This is a genomic window from Kitasatospora sp. GAS1066B, from assembly GCF_041262605.1.
Taxonomy (GTDB): domain Bacteria; phylum Actinomycetota; class Actinomycetes; order Streptomycetales; family Streptomycetaceae; genus Kitasatospora.
In genome coordinates this window covers 155720-172534 of the sequence record NZ_JBGCCO010000004.1, presented here as the reverse complement: position 1 = coordinate 172534, position 16815 = coordinate 155720, and the positions used below count along the sequence as shown (strand labels likewise).

At 69.0% G+C, this 16815-nt stretch carries 16 protein-coding genes; 10 read left to right on the top strand and 6 right to left on the bottom strand.

Going from position 1 to position 16815, the window contains the following annotated elements:
• Nucleotides 1-143 precede the first annotated feature (143 nt).
• From ABH937_RS05745 to ABH937_RS05725, 5 genes are all read left to right on the top strand, one after another.
• Entirely contained in the window at nucleotides 144-4046 is a 3903-nt protein-coding gene (locus ABH937_RS05745; protein ID WP_370217401.1) for a LamG-like jellyroll fold domain-containing protein, read from the top strand.
• Between the two features lie 458 nt (nucleotides 4047-4504).
• Nucleotides 4505-5275, top strand: a complete 771-nt coding sequence (locus ABH937_RS05740) for a putative protein N(5)-glutamine methyltransferase (protein WP_370217400.1) — start codon at nucleotides 4505-4507, stop codon at nucleotides 5273-5275.
• Between the two features lie 121 nt (nucleotides 5276-5396).
• Nucleotides 5397-6056 (top strand): TetR/AcrR family transcriptional regulator, encoded by a 660-nt coding sequence (locus ABH937_RS05735; RefSeq protein ID WP_370217399.1) that lies wholly within the window; start codon nucleotides 5397-5399, stop codon nucleotides 6054-6056.
• 20 nt (nucleotides 6057-6076) lie between these two features.
• Entirely contained in the window at nucleotides 6077-7063 is a 987-nt protein-coding gene (locus ABH937_RS05730) for an NADP-dependent oxidoreductase (protein WP_370217397.1), read from the top strand.
• Between the two features lie 63 nt (nucleotides 7064-7126).
• On the top strand, nucleotides 7127-8122 hold the full coding sequence (locus tag ABH937_RS05725; protein ID WP_370217396.1) for a DUF4190 domain-containing protein: 996 nt from the start codon (nucleotides 7127-7129) through the stop codon (nucleotides 8120-8122).
• A 173-nt stretch (nucleotides 8123-8295) separates the two neighbouring features.
• Here ABH937_RS05725 and ABH937_RS05720 read toward each other — a convergent pair whose 3' ends face one another.
• Together ABH937_RS05720 and ABH937_RS05715 are read right to left on the bottom strand one after the other, a co-directional pair.
• Nucleotides 8296-9231: a hypothetical protein gene (locus ABH937_RS05720; protein WP_370217394.1), complete on the bottom strand. Its 936-nt coding sequence runs from the start codon at nucleotides 9229-9231 to the stop codon at nucleotides 8296-8298.
• A 155-nt stretch (nucleotides 9232-9386) separates the two neighbouring features.
• Nucleotides 9387-9854: an ATP-binding protein gene (locus ABH937_RS05715; protein WP_370217393.1), complete on the bottom strand. Its 468-nt coding sequence runs from the start codon at nucleotides 9852-9854 to the stop codon at nucleotides 9387-9389.
• Between the two features lie 130 nt (nucleotides 9855-9984).
• On the opposite strand from ABH937_RS05715, the gene ABH937_RS05710 reads away from it, so the two are divergent.
• Together ABH937_RS05710 and ABH937_RS05705 are read left to right on the top strand one after the other, a co-directional pair.
• A complete protein-coding gene (locus tag ABH937_RS05710) occupies nucleotides 9985-10860 on the top strand; it encodes a helix-turn-helix domain-containing protein (protein WP_370217391.1) in 876 nt (291 codons plus the stop codon).
• Entirely contained in the window at nucleotides 10857-11096 is a 240-nt protein-coding gene (locus ABH937_RS05705; protein ID WP_370217389.1) for a DUF397 domain-containing protein, read from the top strand. Before ABH937_RS05710 ends, ABH937_RS05705 begins: the two co-directional genes overlap by 4 nt.
• Before the next feature lie 117 nt (nucleotides 11097-11213).
• Here the strand turns inward: ABH937_RS05705 and ABH937_RS05700 are convergent, their stop codons facing one another.
• On the bottom strand, nucleotides 11214-11750 hold the full coding sequence (locus ABH937_RS05700) for a hypothetical protein (protein ID WP_280688880.1): 537 nt from the start codon (nucleotides 11748-11750) through the stop codon (nucleotides 11214-11216).
• Between the two features lie 89 nt (nucleotides 11751-11839).
• Nucleotides 11840-12397, bottom strand: a complete 558-nt coding sequence (locus ABH937_RS05695) for a DUF3291 domain-containing protein (protein ID WP_280688879.1) — start codon at nucleotides 12395-12397, stop codon at nucleotides 11840-11842.
• Nucleotides 12398-12666: 269 nt separating this feature from the next.
• Here ABH937_RS05695 and ABH937_RS05690 point away from each other — a divergent pair, with 269 nt between their 5' ends.
• On the top strand, nucleotides 12667-13227 hold the full coding sequence (locus ABH937_RS05690; protein ID WP_280688878.1) for a GNAT family N-acetyltransferase: 561 nt from the start codon (nucleotides 12667-12669) through the stop codon (nucleotides 13225-13227).
• A 63-nt stretch (nucleotides 13228-13290) separates the two neighbouring features.
• On the opposite strand, the gene ABH937_RS05685 is transcribed toward ABH937_RS05690, so the two are convergent.
• The gene (locus tag ABH937_RS05685; protein ID WP_280688877.1) at nucleotides 13291-14001 is read right to left on the bottom strand and encodes a class I SAM-dependent methyltransferase; all 711 of its coding nucleotides are present in this window, start codon (nucleotides 13999-14001) and stop codon (nucleotides 13291-13293) included.
• 165 nt (nucleotides 14002-14166) lie between these two features.
• Nucleotides 14167-14439, bottom strand: a complete 273-nt coding sequence (locus ABH937_RS05680) for a hypothetical protein (RefSeq protein WP_280688876.1) — start codon at nucleotides 14437-14439, stop codon at nucleotides 14167-14169.
• A gap of 240 nt (nucleotides 14440-14679) precedes the next feature.
• Here ABH937_RS05680 and ABH937_RS05675 point away from each other — a divergent pair, with 240 nt between their 5' ends.
• Nucleotides 14680-15336, top strand: coding sequence for a DUF6461 domain-containing protein (locus ABH937_RS05675; RefSeq protein WP_280688875.1), 657 nt, complete (start codon nucleotides 14680-14682; stop codon nucleotides 15334-15336).
• 249 nt (nucleotides 15337-15585) lie between these two features.
• Nucleotides 15586-16785 carry a serine protease gene (locus tag ABH937_RS05670; RefSeq protein WP_370217386.1) on the top strand — a complete coding sequence of 400 codons (1200 nt, stop codon included), beginning with the start codon at nucleotides 15586-15588 and terminating at the stop codon, nucleotides 16783-16785.
• Nucleotides 16786-16815: the final 30 nt, after the last annotated feature.

The window sequence follows — 16815 nt, the reverse complement described above, 5'->3', positions numbered from 1 at the left end:
TGCCACGGTTCGTGACATCCACGAGCGTGTTGACGACTTTTGCCTACACAGGCCTCTCACCTTTTTCCTGGGGGACTTTCACCGTGACCAGCCGGCGCCATCACTTTGGCGCGCCCACTCGTCTCCTGACCACGGCCGCGGTCGTGGCACTGACGGCTGCCCTCGCCGGACCCATCGCGCACGCCGCAGGCCCATCGGGTCTGCCCTCGCAGGCCGCGATCGACGCCGCGACCGCCTTGCGCTCGCAGGAGCGGCCTCCGGCCAACGACACCGACAAGGCCATCGCGCAGGCCGAGGCGACCAAGCAGAACGTTCCGATCGACGCGCTGACCACGGAGTTCAGCGAGACGGTCGCGACGCCCACAGGTCATCTGTCCCTGACCAGCCACCCCGACCAGCAGCGCGTCAAGCGCAACGGCACCTGGCAAGCCTTGGACGCCGACCTGGCGGCCAACCCCGATGGCAGCTACTCGCCGAAGGCCTCGGTCGCGAACCTGGTGCTGTCCAAGGGCGGTGACGGTCCGCTGGCCACCATGACCAGCACGGACGGCAAGAAGCTCGCCCTGACCGCCCCGTTCGCGCTTCCCGCGCCCACCGTCAGCGGCGACAGCGTTCTCTACCCGTCTGTCGCCCCGGACATCGACCTCAAGGTCACTGCGACCAAGCTCGGTGGCCTGACCACCGTCCTGGTCGTCAAGACCCAAGCCGCAGCCGCCAATTCGGTCCTGAAGGACCTGCACTTCGACACCGTCGCCGACGGCGTCACCGTCAGCAGTGACCAGGTCGGTGACATCACCGCGACCGCTGCCGACGGCAACCCCCGCTTCCTCGCCCCCACTCCGCAGATGTGGGACAGCAGCACCACGCCCGCCGCTCCCGCCGCCAACGGTATGCAGCTACGCGCCGCCCTCCAGACCACAGCCGCCGGTGGCGACGGCACGGCCGCGCCCACCAGTACCACCGACGGCCCCGGTGCTGCATCCAAGGTCGCCACGATGCCGGTGAAGGCTGACGGCACGGGCATCGACCTCACCCCCGACCAGGACCTGCTGGCGCACGGCACCGCGCCCTACTACATCGACCCGGCCTGGGTGCCGTGGTCACCGTCGGCCAACTCCTGGACCTGGGTCCAGTCCGCTTACCCGAACTTGTCCAACTGGATGCGCTCGGGCAGCGGCGACTCCGACCACCCTGGTGTCGGCATCTGCGGCTACTACGCCGCCGGCAACAGCTGCTCCCCTGTCGACAAATACCGCAGCTTCTACCAGTTCGACATCAGCGGGCTCAACGGCGCGATCGTCTCCTCCGCCACGATGAACATGCAGGAGTACAGCTCCGCCGACTGGACCTGCGCCGACACCTACCCGCTGGACCTCTACCTCACCGGTGCCATCTACCCGCCCGGCAGCGGCCCCAACGGCACCGGCACCAACTGGACCAACCAGCCCGGCCAGGTCGGCGGCTCGCTCGGCGAGGACAAGGTCGGCGGCTCCGGCTGCGGTCCGAACATACCTTTCCAGTACAACATCACCGGCACCATGCAGCAGTACGCCAACAACGGCCAGCTGACCTTCGGCCTCTACGGCAACGAGAGCAACGACAACGCGTTCAAGCGCTTCACCTACCAGCCCTCGATATCCATCCAGTACGACCGCGTCCCCAACACCCCGACCAACCCAGTGGTCTGGCCGGCCCCCAAGACCATGAGCACGGGGACCACCAACCAGTCCTGCGGAGACGGCAACTCCAACGACTGGGCCTGGCTCGGCGCCGGCAGCAACCAGAACGGCGCGGTCTGGCTGAACGCCACCGTCTCCAGCCCCACCCAGGGCCAGCTGTGGTCCTGGGACCACCTCTGGGACTACCAGCTCTCCGGCGTCCCTGACGTGGCGTCCGGGTACTCGAACCTGGCGGCCAGCGGCGGCACCACCAGCTTCGGTGTGCCTGGCAGCGTCATCCAGGACGGTCACTCCTACGGCTACGGCATCATGGCCAGCGACCAACTGCCTGGCGTGTCCTGGTCCGCCTCCACCCCGACCTGCTACTTCAAGGTCGACCTGACTCCGCCGACCGTGACCTTCCCGTCCACCGTCAGCAACCTCGCCACGACATTCCCGCCCTCGGGCAACGGCCAGATCCCGCAGATCTACGCCGGCAAGACCGGCGCGGTCCCGTTCATCGCCACCGACCCGAACCCCTCGGGCCTGAACTCCTCCGGCGTCGGCTGCCTGCGCTGGGGCTGGGACCCACAACTGGCTGGCTCCAACTGGGCCTGCGGCTCGAACATGCCCAGCGGCCAGATCCCGGGCATCATCCCCGGCCACTGGGGCACCAACATCCTCTACGTCCAGGCCGAGGACAACGCCGGCAACCTCTCGCCGATCGCCCCGTACTCTTTCTACGCCCCGTGGAACCCCAACGGCCCCGCGCCGGTCTTCGGTGACATCACCGGCGACAGCGTCCCCGACATCGTCGCCCCGGACTCGGCCGGCAACCTGCGCTCCTACACCGTCCCGGGCAACCCGCTCGCCCAGGCGCCTGCCACCACCCTCGCCGCCCCTCAGGCCAAGTCACCCGGCGCTGACTCCTGGAACAACTACCTCATCACGCACCGCGGCAGCCTGAGCGGCGCCAATCACGTCGACGACCTAATCGCGTACAAGGTCGGCGCCAAGAGCCTGTACTACTACCAGAACCCCAACAACAACAGCATCACCGGCGCCTTCGACACCCCAAACCTGCTGACCAAGCCCGCCTGTGACCCCACCCTCACGGACTGCACCGGCTACAACGCCACCGACTGGTCCAGCGTGAAGCAGATCGCCGCCAGCGGCGACCCCAGCACCACCAACCTCGACCCCACCAAGCACTTCCTCAACCGCACCGGCCTGTTCACCGTGGAGACCAACCCCGCCAACGACGCGGCCCTCTGGTTCTACCCGGCAATCGCTAACGCCGTCTTCGGCTCACCGGTCAAACTTGCCGCAACCGGCTGGAAGAACCTCCAGCTGATCTCACCCGGCGACTGGGCGGGCCAGGGCCGCCCCGGCTTGTGGGCCCGCGATACCAGCACCAGCAACGCCAGCGGCAACATCACTGCCTACACCTTCAGCACTGGCACCATCACCGTCAACGTCCCCTTCGCTGGCTCGGTCACTCTCCCCACCCTCACTGGCATCGCCACCAGCACCCAGATCAACAGCGGTGTCACCACCGCCAACTGGCCCACCATCGGCTCCGACGGCGACCTCACGGGCAACGGCCACCCCACCCTCTGGGGAATCACCCCCTCCGGCGACATCCAGATCTGGACCGGCAACACCACTGGTGCCGACACCGCCACGCCCGGCTACACCTTCACCACCGGCCCCGACACCGTCCTCAACACCGGAGCACCCAACTACGAGTGGAAGTTGGCCTCGGCGAGCCCGCCCCTCGACGTCAACGGCCAGAACCCGCTGACCGCCAGCCCCAGCGGCGCCTACCAGTGGGAGGCCGACCACAACGGCACCCCCAACGCCGCCGCCTCGTTCCATGGCGCCTCGACCCCCAGCTACCTCCAGGCCAACATCCCCACCCCCGACACCACCAAGAGCTTCTCAGTCTCGGCCTGGGCAAAGATCAACAGCACCTACGACAACCAGACCATCCTCTGCCTCGCCGGCAACCAACGCAGCCCCTTCTACCTCCAGTACTCCAAGTCCTTCGGCACCTGGGCCTTCATCGCAGCCGGCGCCGACGACATCAACACCCCGACCTACTACTCGGCCTCGGCCAACACAGCGCCACAGGTCGGGGCTTGGACGCACCTCACCGCCACGTACAACGCCGACACCAAGGCCATGACCCTCTACGTCGGCGGCCAGTTCGCCGGCTCGGGCACCAACCCCAGCCCCTGGAAGACCACCGGACCGACCATCATCGGCGCATCGGCCGCCACCGGATACAGCCTCAGCAACGCCCTGGACGGCGCCGTCAGCGACGTCCAGATCTACCCCTACGCCCTCACCAACCAGCAGGTGACGAACATCTACCAGAACAGCTGAGCCGCACCGACTCACCCTGAGCAACACCCGGACCCGCAGGCAACGCAACGCTGTTAGCTGATCCGGGCTCTGCCACTCTGCCCCGCCGGGAGTACCCGGCGGGGCAGAGTGGCTATCAGGACTGACCAGCAGGTTACTCAGCAGTAGGTCCTTCGGCAGGCATGGCGCCTTCGAGGCCTCACCATGAATGACGCCGCTGCCCACCCGGCTTCGACACCCCTCGCCGAGAATTCCTCCACCCCCGCCCCGCAGCCCCCCTCTGTTACTCTTGCCGCCGCAGGCCCGCACCACGGCCTCGCAGGACCACGACCCAGGAGGTGAGACCCATTACCGCTGTTGCAGCCCGGGTGCTCTCCCCGCGCGGTCCCGCCGTACGCCACTCGTAGACGCAGGCGTAGACGACAGAGACAGACCGCGAGAGCACCCTTCGGTCACCCCGGAAGGCACTCACCGCTCTCATGTCGCTCCTCCCCTCCATCGTCACCCAACTCCGCGCCGCAGGCTGTGTCTTCGCCGAGGACGAGGCGGACTTGATCGTCGCCACCGCCACCACGCCCGAGCAACTCGCCGCCATGGTCGAGCAGCGCGTTGCCGGGTTCCCGCTGGAACACGTGCTCGGCTGGGCCGACTTCCACGGCCTGCGGATCTCGCTCGACCCCGGCGTCTTCGTGCCTCGGCGCCGCACCGAGTTCCTGGTCGACTGCGCAGCCGAACGCACCGCGCCCGGCGCGCTCGTCATCGACCTCTGCTGCGGCTCCGGCGCGCTCGGCGCGGCGCTGGCCGCCAGCGTCGACGGCGGCGTCGAGCTGCACGCCGCTGACGTCGACCCCGCTGCCGTCGCCTGCGCCCGCCGCAACCTTCCGGCCGGGGCGCACGCCTACGAAGGCGACCTGTTCGACCCGCTGCCCACCCGCCTGCGCGGCCAGGTCGCCGTGCTGCTCGCCAACGTCCCGTACGTCCCGACCGGGGACATCGCGCTGCTGCCCACCGAAGCCCGGGTGCACGAGGCCCGCGTCGCGCTGGACGGCGGCGCGGACGGTCTGGACGTGCTGCGCCGGGTCGCCTTCGCGGCGCCCGAGTGGCTGGCGCCGGACGGGGCGCTGCTCTTCGAGACCAGCGAGCGGCAGGTGCCGAACGCGGTGGCCACGGTGCGCGCGGCCGGGTTGGGTGTGGAGATCCGCAGGGACGAGGAGTTGGAGGCGACCGTGATCGTGGCCACGGCTACCTGACGGTACGTCAGCCTGCCGCCGTTGACTCCTCAAACACCCCTTCGACAAGGAGTCGATGTGCGCACTGCTTACATTGCGGCTACGATCGCAATGTAAGCACCGCACACTCGAGAGGAGTCCCATGGGCAAGCCGAGCGACTCCTACCACCACGGCGACGCGCGGGCCGCGTGTCTACGTGCGGCGCGCGAGCTGCTGGAAGAGGACGGCGGCGGGCTTTCGGTGCGCGCTGTGGCCCGGCGGGCCGGCGTGTCGGCGACCGCTCCGTATCGGCATTTCCCCGACCGGGAGGCGTTGGTCTCCGCGGTCGCCGCGCAGGGGTACCGCGAGCTTGCGGAGCGCCTCGCCGCGGCGCACCCAGCGCCCGCGACGCCTGAGGATCTCGCGGACGTCGCCGTGGCCTATGTGCAGTTCGCCCTTGCGCACCCGGCCCTGTTCCGGGCCATGTTCTCGGAGCCCTGCGACCCGGGCAACGCCGAAAGGGCCGCCGCGACCGCCGCCATCTCCGCATACGTCGACGGCCTCGTCCGGCGGGCCTTTCGGAAGCACAGCAGCGAAGCGGAAGCGGGCCCGGGTGCTGACGTCGAGGCGCTGTCCACCGCCGTCTGGGCCCTGGTGCACGGCCTCGCGTTCCTGCACCTCGACGGCAAGTTCGACGCTTCCGTGCCGGAAGTCGTCGCCGACCGGGTCCGTGCCGCCGTCCACGCGAATCTCGGCGTGGCAGCACCCCGGCCTCGGACCGAACAGCGGGCTCGGACCGAGCACAGCAGTGAAAGCGAGTAACTCTCATGCAGGCATACGTCATGACCCGATACGGCGACGCGAGCGCGATGGAACTGCGCGACGTCCCCGAGCCCGCGCCGAGCAGCGGCGAGGTGCTCATCCGCGTGCGCGCGGCGGGGCTGAACCCTGTCGACTTCAAGATCCGCGAAGGCAAGATGCGCTTGCTCAAGCGCCTCGACCTGCCCATGGTGGCGGGCAGTGAACTGGCCGGTGTCGTCGAGGCGATCGGCGACGGCGTCACGCGTTTCGCGGTCGGCGACCGGGTGTTCGCCAGGGTGGACAAGGACAAGCTGGGCGCCTACGCCCCGTATGCCGTCGTCGACGAGGCCTTGGTGGCGAAGATGCCGCAGTCGCTGGACTTCGCCGATGCCGCCGGGCTCCCGCTCGCCGGGCTGACCGCGCTGCAGGCACTGCGCGACGAACTGGCCGTCAAGGCGGGCGACCGGGTGTTCATCTCCGGCGGAGCCGGCGGCGTCGGCACCCTCGCCATCCAACTCGCCGCCTGGCTGGGCGCGACGGTGGCCACCACCGCATCACCGCGTGGCGAGGAACTGGTGCGCTCCCTCGGGGCCGAAACGGTCATCGACTACCGGACGCAGAAGTTCAAGGACCAACTCAGCGACTACGACGGCGCATTCGACCTGACCGGCGGCCAGGACCTGCTCGACAGCTTCGCCATCCTCAAGCGCGGCGCCAGGACCGTCTCCATCGCCGGGATCCCCGACGCGACCACGGCCCGCGTGGACCTGGGCGCCGGCCCGCTGCTGACCGCCGTACTGACGGCGGCCAGCGCCAAGATCCGCCGCGCGGCCCGACGCAAGGGTGTCGGCTACCGGTACCTGTTCATGCACCCCAGCGGAGCGGACCTCGAGGTGCTGGCCGGACTGGTCGACAAGGGCATGCTCAAAACGGTGACCGACCGAGTCTTCCCCTTCGAGCAGATCGCCGACGCCTTCGCGTACCTGGAACAGGGCCACGCCAAGGGCAAAGTCGTCGTCCAGCTGTGAGCTCCGCTAGAGTCCGGCCACGATCGAACGGCTGCGCGGGCAGCGGGCTTGGGGGCGGGGAGCATGACGGACGCAGCACGGCCGGACGACGGGGAGCCTCAGGCGGAACCGCAGGACGCGGCTCCACACGACGCCGGTTCCCCTGATCCGTGGGCGCCGCCGCAGGACGACGCACCACAGGACGCCCGCCCCGCCGGTGCCCCGTGGCCACCGCCCCGCAACGGCCCGTACCCCCACCCATACGCGCAGGTCGGCCCGTACCCCCACCCATACGCGCAGGTCGGCCCGTACCCCTACCCGTACGACGGGCGCCCGGTGGTCGAGGGAACCAACGGGCTGGCCATCACCTCGCTGGTCACCGGGGTCACCTGCTGCCTCTGGCCGGCCGCGCTGGGTTTCGGGATCGCAGCGCTGGTCCAGCTCCGGCGTCGCCGCCAGGAGGGGTTCGGGATCGCCATTGCGGGAGTGGTGCTCGGGACGCTCGGGCTGATCGGGGGGACGGTGGGCATGGTGAGCGGCGTCCTGCACGTCCACGCGAGCGCTACCGGGGCTGGTCCTTCAACGCCCGCGCTGCCCTTCCCCCTGCCCAGCGACATCCCCAGCGACCCTGGTGGCTCCGCCGATCTGAACCCGACTCAGCAGGCCTTCGTGCAGGACCTCACCGAGCTCAGATTGCAGGACGAGATTCTGCAGGACCCGATGACCGACCCGGGGATGGCGGGCGGGGAGGCAGAGCGCACCGCCCAGGTACTCGCGGACACCGAGGTCTTTCTCGACCAGACGCAGTGGCCCGCCGAGGTCAAGGGCCAGATCGCCGTGCTGGTGAACAGCTTCGAGGCCGACGCGACCGTCTGGAACGCGGTCAGCACCAACACCACCGACCCGGTGGGGGCCTTCCAGGCAGCCCTGCGGACCAACGCCCCCTCGATCGCCGAGGCCATCGCCCGCAAAGCACTCTCGCTCACCGAAGACAACCAGCCGGTCGACCCGGGCAACGGGATACCGGGCGATCCGAGCAGCACGCAGCCGACCGACAGCGCCGCCCCTGCCGCAGTCTGAGCCCACGGCGGCCGTAGCGGAGTCAGTCGGCGCGCAGAATGCGGGAGACGTAGATGGTCGGCGGATCGGTGTCCTCGTTCACCGCGTACTCGACCAGGCCCACGTCCCGGCGCAACGGCGCGGAGTACAGCTGGTCAGGTCTGCCGGGACGGGCTGCCTCATCTGACTGTCAGTCAGCCTGCTGCTGTCGTACCGGCGGTCACGGATGCCACCCGTTCACGCCAGCCCATCCGAACGGGTCCGGGGCCACCGCGTGCGCTCGCTGCCGCCGCCGCTGCCTGTCGGCACTCTCCGCAGGCGGCCTCGCCGCTGACCGGCCGGAACGGGCGCTCGCACCCATCGCAGTTCACCAGCGCCACCACGGCGGATCGCTCCGGCGCGTCCGGGATCTTGTGCACCAACCGGTGGTTCAGCAACGCATACGCACTCTTCAGCTCCCCCGGCAACCCGGCGGTGAGCACATGCCGCAGCGACTCCGAACTCACGCCCCTGGCCAGCCACTCGGCCGCCAGCGGCGCCAACCGCCGCACCTCGGAGCCGCCGAGCACCAGGCGCGGATCACTGCGCCGCAGCGCGAGCAACACGCGCTCAGCTTTGACGCGTTCTTCCGTGGGCGGCGGGACCGGGAGGGGGGAAGTCTCATCCTCCCCCAGTCTTTCTCCCTCTGGGAGGACGGTGCCGGGTGACGGCGCCTCGGCTTCACCGGCCTCTCGTTCCCCGGCATCCGGTTCGTCATCGCTCTGATCCAGCCGCTCCAGCCGCTCCAGCTGCGCGAAGTGCGCGGCGAACAGCCGCTCAGCGTCCTTCTCGCTCATCGGCTCATCGCACAGCAGTGACTCGCTGCGAATCTGCCCGCTCCGGCCGCGCCAGCGCGTGTGGTGCAGCAGACCGGCGTGCGCGAGGTTCTTGCGCGCCCTCGCTGCGGTGACTCGTCCGCCCGTCAAGCCGTCGGCCAGTTCGGTGACGGTGGTGCGGGCAGCCTTGGCCTCCGAGAGCGCCTGCCCCCGGACCGCCAGCCGGAAGGCGCTGTCTGACAGGTCGTCATCCCAGATCTGGGAGTTGCGAATCCTCGTGAAGTCGCGCGTGGGCGCGCTAACATGCCTAAGCATCTCTCGTGGACTCCTAAGCATCCACTGGGCGGTGAAGAGCCCGGCACTGGTGCTGCTAACACCTGCCGGGCTCGCCCATTTCTTGCAGGGCTACCGCGCTTTCGCGGCCACCGTACACCACGCTTCGCGCACATCCGGACACTGTCCGCAACTGATCATTTCTGCTGACTTCCCGTCAGATCCAGCTCACACCAGAGCGTTTTCCGCGAGGGCGGCCGCGTCACCGCCCCCCACCGATCGGCCAACGCGTCCACCAGGAGCAGCCCACGCCCCGACTCCGCGTCGAGCGCCGGGCCCTCCGGCAAGCTCGGCACCTGCTCCCCGCGCCAGTCCGACACCTCGATCCGCAGCAGCGTCGCCAGCCCCGGACACGGCCCGAGCCGCATCCCCAACTCGAAGTCGTCGCCTCGTACATGACCATGCATGATCGCGTTCGACGCCAGCTCGGCCACGATCAGTTCGGCGTCCTGGAACAGCTCGTCGCTGGGAGTCCAGCCCCAGCAGATCAGTTGACGGGCCGCCGTCTGCCGCGCCCGGCGCGCGCCGCGTCTCGTTGAGGGGAACTGCCAGCCGGCGCAGAGTGCGGTGTCGGTCTGCTGGGCAAGGGTGATTTCGGACTTCATGCCATCGAGCGTGGCGGGATCCGCGTACGCTGACCAGAGGGTCAGCCGGTACAGAGCGTGCACGGTACGAATACGCTCCGTACCCAGTACGGAACTGCGGCAGTAACCAGGTGCGGGGCGGTGGTCACCAATGACGGCAGCGGACCAGCATGACGACGAAGAGCGCCCGGAGGCGCCGGAGGACTCGGACGACAGTACGGAGTTCTTCCGCGCGATCGGGAAGCAGCTCAAAGTCCTGCGCGAGCGCGCGAATCTGACGCAGAAGCAGACGGCGGACCTGTTCGGCTACAGCGAGGACCTGATCTCCTCGTTGGAACGCGGGCGGCGGGTGATGCAGAAGGAGTTCCTGCTCTCGGCGGAGGTGAAGCTGGACGCCGGCGGGATGTTCGAGGTCATCCAGGATGACGTCGAGCAGGCCAAGGCGAAGGCACAGCTCCGGACACCAGTCGCGTTCCGTGTCTTCTCCCGACTGGAACCGCTCGCAGTGGAGCGACACCAGTACTGCACGCATGACATCCCCGGGCTACTCCAGACCGAGGAGCACGCCCGAGCACTGCTGACCATGCGCAAACCGCTCCTCGCCGAACAGACCATCGAGGAAAGGATCCTGACACGCATGGCCCGGCAGGACCTGTTGGACCAGTGGCCTGCGCCCGAGCTGACCTGGATCATCGAGGAATCCGTACTGCGCCGACCGATCGCTGGTCGATCCGTACACGCCGGGCAGTTGGAGAAGATCCTCCGTGCTGGTCGGAAGCGCAACGTCGAGATCCAGGTGATGCCCCTCGAACGCACCGAGCACGCCGGCATGAGCGGCCCGTTCATCCTGCTCACTCCCAAGGGGAAGCCTCAGCTCGGCTACATCGAGGTTCAGAGCTTCAGCCATCTGACCAGGAATCCCGAGGAAGTCCGTATCCTGGCCGCAAAGTACGGCAGCCTCAGGGCCCAGGCACTCACGCCGTCGGAGTCCCTGGCTCTGATCGAGAAGATGCTGGGAGAACTATGAGCACCGCGCAACTCACCTGGTTCAAGAGCAGCTACAGCAACGCCGAAGGCGGCGAGTGCATCGAGGTCGCCTGGGTCAAGAGCAGCCACAGCAACAACGAAGGCGGCGAATGCATCGAGGTCGCCGCCACCCCCACCACCATCCACGTCCGCGACTCCAAGGACAAGACCGGCCCAGCCCTCTCCTTCCCGTCCCCCAGCTGGACCGCCTTCCTCACCCTCGCCACCACCACCTGACCCCCCATCACCCCCAGCGGGGCGCACCCACCCACGCGCCCCGCACCCTTCCCCCGCGAGCACCCGACAACCGGTACAGAATCACCTTCGGCGGCGGTCGCCCGGCTCAGGCAGGGGTCACGGAGTAGAGCGGGGCGCCGGGAGCTCGCGGGCGTACTCGTGCCAGTAGGCCGCTATCTCGGTGGTCTGCCTCAGCACGCGATCAGGGGCGGGCGGGCACGGCCAGAACTGAAGCAGATAACGATCCAGTTGGGGCTCCTCCCGCTTCCGGGTGTCCGCCTCCCTCCCCTCCGCCATCCCCCGGGCGCAGTAGCGGACCCGATACGACCGCTCCTCGAGGTCCAGCGACCATTCGGCCGCACCGGCCCACTCGAGCAGGTTGGAGGACGGCGAGACCGGAGTGAACGGAACCTCCACGGCCTCCTCCCATGCATCATCCAACACCGGCTGCTCGTCGTGCAGTTCGACGGCCAGCCCGACCTTGCCGGTGTGCAGACCGGTCTGCAAGAACAGCGCACCCTCCCGCGCACCACCGCACAGCCCGACGACCTGCCCGGCGAACGCCTGGGCCAGATCGACCTCGAAGTCATCGTCGCTCTCGACATAGAACTGGCCGTAGTGCACATGGATCTCGCCGTCGAACAGGATCCGCATCGTGTCCCCATCCCTGGTACTCGAACTGTCGATACCTGACCCTCGCCCCTGGTACTGACACATCACCTTTGGTCGTTCAGGCTTCCTTGTCAGCGAACCTGGTCGCTCTTCGACCCGATGCCTTCGATCCTGGTCGGAGTTCCCTCCGGGGCGAACGAGTGGTGGAAGGTGAAGGCGTGCGGCGCGGAGCCGTGGTCGTGGAGGTGTTCCAGCCTGGAAACCCCGTCCTGCCAGGTGGGTGTCACGCCGTCAGAGACCCACCAGCACACGTAATTCGGGCGTCCTGTCCTCTCGAACCAGTCGTAACGCCTGTTCAGCGCCCCACGGTGCAGACCGGTGTAGATGGCGTCGAAGGCGAGGTGCAGGTCGGTCCAGAGTGAGAGGGTCGCGGCCAGGGCGGTGGTTTCCACCGTACGACCCTTGCCGTACCAGGTCGGTACGGCGAACTCTCCCCATGCACCCCAGTCCAAGTCGAAGAGTGCGCCCCGGTCGCCGTCTGCCGCTTCAGCGCGAGCGAGGTACCCGGGGTGCTGGCTGATCTTCCGGTAGATGGCCTCGCCGCTGTCGTAGAACTCGTTCGTGAGAGGTGCGGGATCGGCGAGAGGTGACTTCAGAACGCCGAATGTGTACAGCGCAAGATGGGGCATGCGTCTCTCCCTGGTTGGGGGTGCCTGGTGTGGACCTGCGGGCGGCTCGGCCTGAAGGAACTCCTGTGCGGCCGTGGGCGATAGCCGAAGACCAGGTGAAGGTAGCTGCCTCCGCGCCCCATGTCGAAGTTGCGTTTTCCCTGCCCAAGTGGCCTCTTGCACAGGTCATTGCGGGGGCCTGGGCGGTGACCCTCGGGCGGGCACCAGGGCGCCCCCGTTGCCGAGGAAAACCGTTGGGCTGTCCGACCAGCTTCAGGCATGATCGACTCGTGGACACCTACCTGGAGACCGAGCGCCTGGCCCTGCGCCGCTTCACTGCCGATGACGCGGACCTGCTGATCGAGCTGGACAGCGACCCGGCGGTGATGCGCTACCTGACCGGCGGCAATCCGACAGCACCGGAGGTCGTCCGCGAGCGCCACCTGCCGAACATCCTCGCCGGCTACGAGAAGTGGGGCGGCGACCTCGGACTGTTCGCCGCGCACGAGAAGGACGGCGGCGCGTTCATCGGCTGGTTCATCCTGCGTCCCGAGCCGGAGGGCCCGCTGGACGAAGTCGAGCTCGGCTACCGGCTGCGGCAAGCGGCTTGGGGCAAGGGTTATGCCACCGAGGGCTCGCGAGCCTTGCTGGGCAAGGCGTTCACGGAGCTCGGTGTGCGCATGGTCTGGGCTGACACGATGTCCGTGAACCACGGTTCGCGCAACGTCATGGAGAAGCTCGAAATGACGCTCGCGGACACCATCCCTACTCCCGCCGACATGGAGATGATCGAGGGCTCCGAGCATGGAGGCGTGCGGTACGAGATCACCAAGGAGCAGTGGGGGCAGTAGTAGCCACGGCGCGCCACGGACTGCTGGTCACCGTCAACGACACCCCTTACTGGGCGAGCAGGTTCAGGGCTGGCGGCAGGCGCGCAGCAGCAGGGTGTCGGCCGCGCGCGGGCCCGGCGTAGCCGGCGGCAGGAGGTCGGCGGTGATGCCGGTGAACCCTGCCTCGTCCAACAGCTTGGTCCAGACGTGCTCCTGGAGGACCCAGCGGCGCATCGTCGCCGCGGTGCCATCGGGGTTCTTGGCCGGGATGTCGGCGTGGACGACATCCGGCTCGGCCGGCGCGCCGGTCAGGTAGTGGCCGAGCGTGGCGACGACGAACAGCCCGCCGGGACGCAGCGCCGTGGCGGTGGCGGGCAGCAACCGGCGGGGGTCGGCGAAGTCGACGGCGCCGAAGACGCTGTAGGCGGCGTCGTAGTGGTCGGGGTGGTCGATCAGGTGCTGGGTCACGTCGGCGTGGACGGGTCGCAGCGTGGGCGCGAGATGGCTGTAGAGGTCGAGCGCGATGGCGTGCTGGGCGGGCGATGCGTCGATGGCGTCGACCTGCGCGGGGTTGTGCTGGACGGCGAGGTGGGCGGCGTGGCGAGCGGCGCCGGAGCCGAGGTCGGCCACGTGCCGGCCGGCCAGGGCACCGAGGAGTTCGGCGCCCGGACCGGTGTCCTGGCCCCAGGTCCAGAAGAAGGAGGAGGGGACGGTGCGGTCGGTGGCGGCCCGGTTGCGGCCGTAGTGGTGCCAGAGGTCTGCCGGGGCGGGGCGGGCGGGCGTGGTCGCGGTCACCCGGCCAATCCTGGCGGCCCGGCACGTGGCGGCGGGCGGCTTCGAGGGAATTTCACTCGTCCGCGCCAGGCGGGGAGCAGGGGCTGCACTTCGCGGCGGGGGCCGCTCCAGCGGACGCTACTCGCTGCGGTTGTGGGTGCGTTCGCAGCGTTGGGCGGCGCGGCCTCAGATGATGTTGAAACCCCGGTCCGCGTCGTAGATGTCCGCTTCCACGACGTAGACGACCTTCCAAGCCGGGACCACGATGTACTTCACCATGGCGGAATCGGACCAACTCGACCGTGTGAGGTCGTCGTTCGTGTAGGCGAGGTGGGTGTCGGGGCCGTAGGGATTCTCGGCGATCTTGCTGACGAGCCTCAACAGCGACCGCCGGTCAGCGGGTGGGAGGTAGTCGCGGAGCCTTCCCGCCTGCTCGGTGAACTCGACACGGAACTTCATGATGGTCGGAGCGTAGGTCGGCGTGCACGATCCGGCCATCGGATTTTCGGATGGTTCGGTGGCGGAATCGGTGGACGTGGCCAATGACGAGCTGAGCCCCTTCTGACCCGCCAGCGGCTTCGGCCCCCGCATGGCTGTCGACCTGCTCCAAGTGCCAGGGCCTGCTGCAACCGGAATTGATCCGCCGAGCGCTCCCCATCCGTGTCCTCAAGCGAAGCACCATCCGCCCGAGGAGAGAACATGCCGACCCCCGGCTTCCCCGCAGACACGCTCGACGAGGACGGCACCCCCGTCTGGATCACCGACCTGGCGTCCGAGCACCCGAACCACACCGTGCACGTGGTCCGCGACCTGAGCCCGCAGGACGCCCTGCTGGCGCTCGGTGCCAAGCCCGCGCTCATCACCTCCTGCGAGCTGCCCGCCGAACGCCCCGACGAGTGGACGTCGCTCGCGCGGGCGGCGATCGGCCCGACCGACAGCGGCGCGGTCCTGCTGGCCGGGCGGGTGGGCGACTGGACGTTCGTCTACGACGACGGCGGGCTGACCGGCTTCACACTCGACGGCGACACCCCGGCGACGCTGCTGTCGGCTACCGGCAGGGAGGCGGCGACCAGCACCTTCAGCATCAACGCGGACACGAACCTCGAGTACGCGGTCGACGGCGAGTCGCTGTTCGCGGTCTACGAGGAACTCGACCCGACCGCTGACGAGGAGGAGGAGATCCCCGCCGCGCTGCGCGACGCCGTCGAGGCCGCCGGAACCTTCGACCAGGAGGACCTCGACGAGGGCGAACCGGACGGGGCGATCAACCTGCGCGTGCTCTGCGCGCTGGCCGGGCTGCGGTGCACGCTGGACGATCTGCGCCGCATCCCGCTGTGGGCCGCGCCCTTCAGCTGATGGCCCCAGCCGCCGGTCAGTGCCCGCGGTGCTGCTTCAACTTGCCCCACACGCTCACCACGTCGCCGCGACACGGCGAAGCGAGACCCTAGCGGATCACGGCACGGCGGCGCGCCGACGGGTGAGGTGTTCGCTCGGAGGGATCGAGTTTCCCGTAACAGCCCGTCATGTTCGCGTCAGCTCCCTATGATCAACCCCGGCCGACGGCACGGGCATCGGGCCCAGTGCCGGATGGGGAGGGATTCCGAGATGATCAAGAGCAGGCTTACGCAGGGGTTGGTCGCGATCGTCGCGCTGCTGATCGGACTCGTCGCCGCGCCACCGGCCGGCGCGGTCGTCGGCGGCAGTGACGCGGCCCAGGGTCAGTTCCCCTACCTGGTGTCCGTCGTGTCCTCCGGCATCTTCGGCGACTCGCACATCTGCGGCGGCGCCATCCTGGACGCGACCACGGTGCTGACGGCGGCGCACTGCGCGGACGGCGGCACGACGTCCTCGCTCAAGGTCTCCTACGGCTCGGCGAACCGGACCGCCGGGACGAAGGCATCCCTCAACCGCGTCATCATGCACCCGAGTTACAGCAGCTCGACGATCGACAACGACCTCGCGGTCCTCAAGCTGTCGAGCCCGATCCCGCTGGACGGCGTCAACGCCGCCGCGATCCCGCTGGCCGCTGCCGGCTCGGTGGCGTCCGGGGCGGTTCAGGTGGCCGGGTGGGGCAGGACGGCGTACGGGGCGCCCCTTCCGGTGCAGGCGCAGTACGCCGGCCTGAACGTCGTCGACCGCGCCACCTGCAACGGCCGATGGGGCGACATCAACCTGATCACCAAGAACATGATGTGCGCGGGCGGCGCCAACGACGGGCTGACCTCCTGCAACGGTGACAGCGGCGGCCCGCTCGTCCAGGACCAGGGCGGCACGGCCGTGCTGGTCGGCATCGTCTCCTGGGGCAAGTTCGGCTGCACCTCGGACTACCCCGCCGTCTTCGCCGATGTCGCCGAGCCCGGCTTGCGGTCCTGGATCGACAACCTCAGCGGCACCGCCGCCAGGTCCGCCGCAGTGACCCGCCCCGCCGCCACCCCCCTTGCCGCACCGGCCAGTTCCGACCACGGCTGCCCCTTCGACAGCGTCTGCCTCTACACGACCACTGCGGACTACCAGAGCGATGACCCGGCCGTCATCGACAACCAGGCGCTGTACGCCACCAGCCCCACCTTCACCGTCCAGGCCGGCGCCTACGCCGAGGTCGTCGACAACACCGGCTTCGCCCCCGAGTACGCCTCCGAGGGCACCATCGCGCTGGGCCTGCTGGGCGAGTGCGTCTACGTGCCGGAGGACACCGAAGCCGCCGGCACCGACACCGCGATGAGCGCGCTCGGCGTCAACGCCGTCGTCGTCGCACCCACGCAGGGCGAGGTCGACTCGCTCGTCGTCCCCTGTCCCGCCAAGTAACCGCCCGCCCCTGACCAGGCCCCGCACCGT

Bases quoted from the DNA above. Each gene is read 5' to 3' on its own strand.
- ABH937_RS05740 (WP_370217400.1), top strand. From the start codon at position 4,505: ATGTCGCTCCTCCCCTCCATCGTCACCCAACTCCGCGCCGCAGGCTGT.
- ABH937_RS05735 (WP_370217399.1), top strand. From the start codon at position 5,397: ATGGGCAAGCCGAGCGACTCCTACCACCACGGCGACGCGCGGGCCGCG.
- ABH937_RS05730 (WP_370217397.1), top strand. From the start codon at position 6,077: ATGACCCGATACGGCGACGCGAGCGCGATGGAACTGCGCGACGTCCCC.
- ABH937_RS05725 (WP_370217396.1), top strand. From the start codon at position 7,127: ATGACGGACGCAGCACGGCCGGACGACGGGGAGCCTCAGGCGGAACCG.
- ABH937_RS05720 (WP_370217394.1), bottom strand. From the start codon at position 9,231: ATGCTTAGGCATGTTAGCGCGCCCACGCGCGACTTCACGAGGATTCGC.
- ABH937_RS05715 (WP_370217393.1), bottom strand. From the start codon at position 9,854: ATGAAGTCCGAAATCACCCTTGCCCAGCAGACCGACACCGCACTCTGC.
- ABH937_RS05710 (WP_370217391.1), top strand. From the start codon at position 9,985: ATGACGGCAGCGGACCAGCATGACGACGAAGAGCGCCCGGAGGCGCCG.
- ABH937_RS05705 (WP_370217389.1), top strand. From the start codon at position 10,857: ATGAGCACCGCGCAACTCACCTGGTTCAAGAGCAGCTACAGCAACGCC.
- ABH937_RS05700 (WP_280688880.1), bottom strand. From the start codon at position 11,750: ATGCGGATCCTGTTCGACGGCGAGATCCATGTGCACTACGGCCAGTTC.
- ABH937_RS05695 (WP_280688879.1), bottom strand. From the start codon at position 12,397: ATGCCCCATCTTGCGCTGTACACATTCGGCGTTCTGAAGTCACCTCTC.
- ABH937_RS05680 (WP_280688876.1), bottom strand. From the start codon at position 14,439: ATGAAGTTCCGTGTCGAGTTCACCGAGCAGGCGGGAAGGCTCCGCGAC.
- ABH937_RS05675 (WP_280688875.1), top strand. From the start codon at position 14,680: ATGCCGACCCCCGGCTTCCCCGCAGACACGCTCGACGAGGACGGCACC.
- ABH937_RS05670 (WP_370217386.1), top strand. From the start codon at position 15,586: ATGATCAAGAGCAGGCTTACGCAGGGGTTGGTCGCGATCGTCGCGCTG.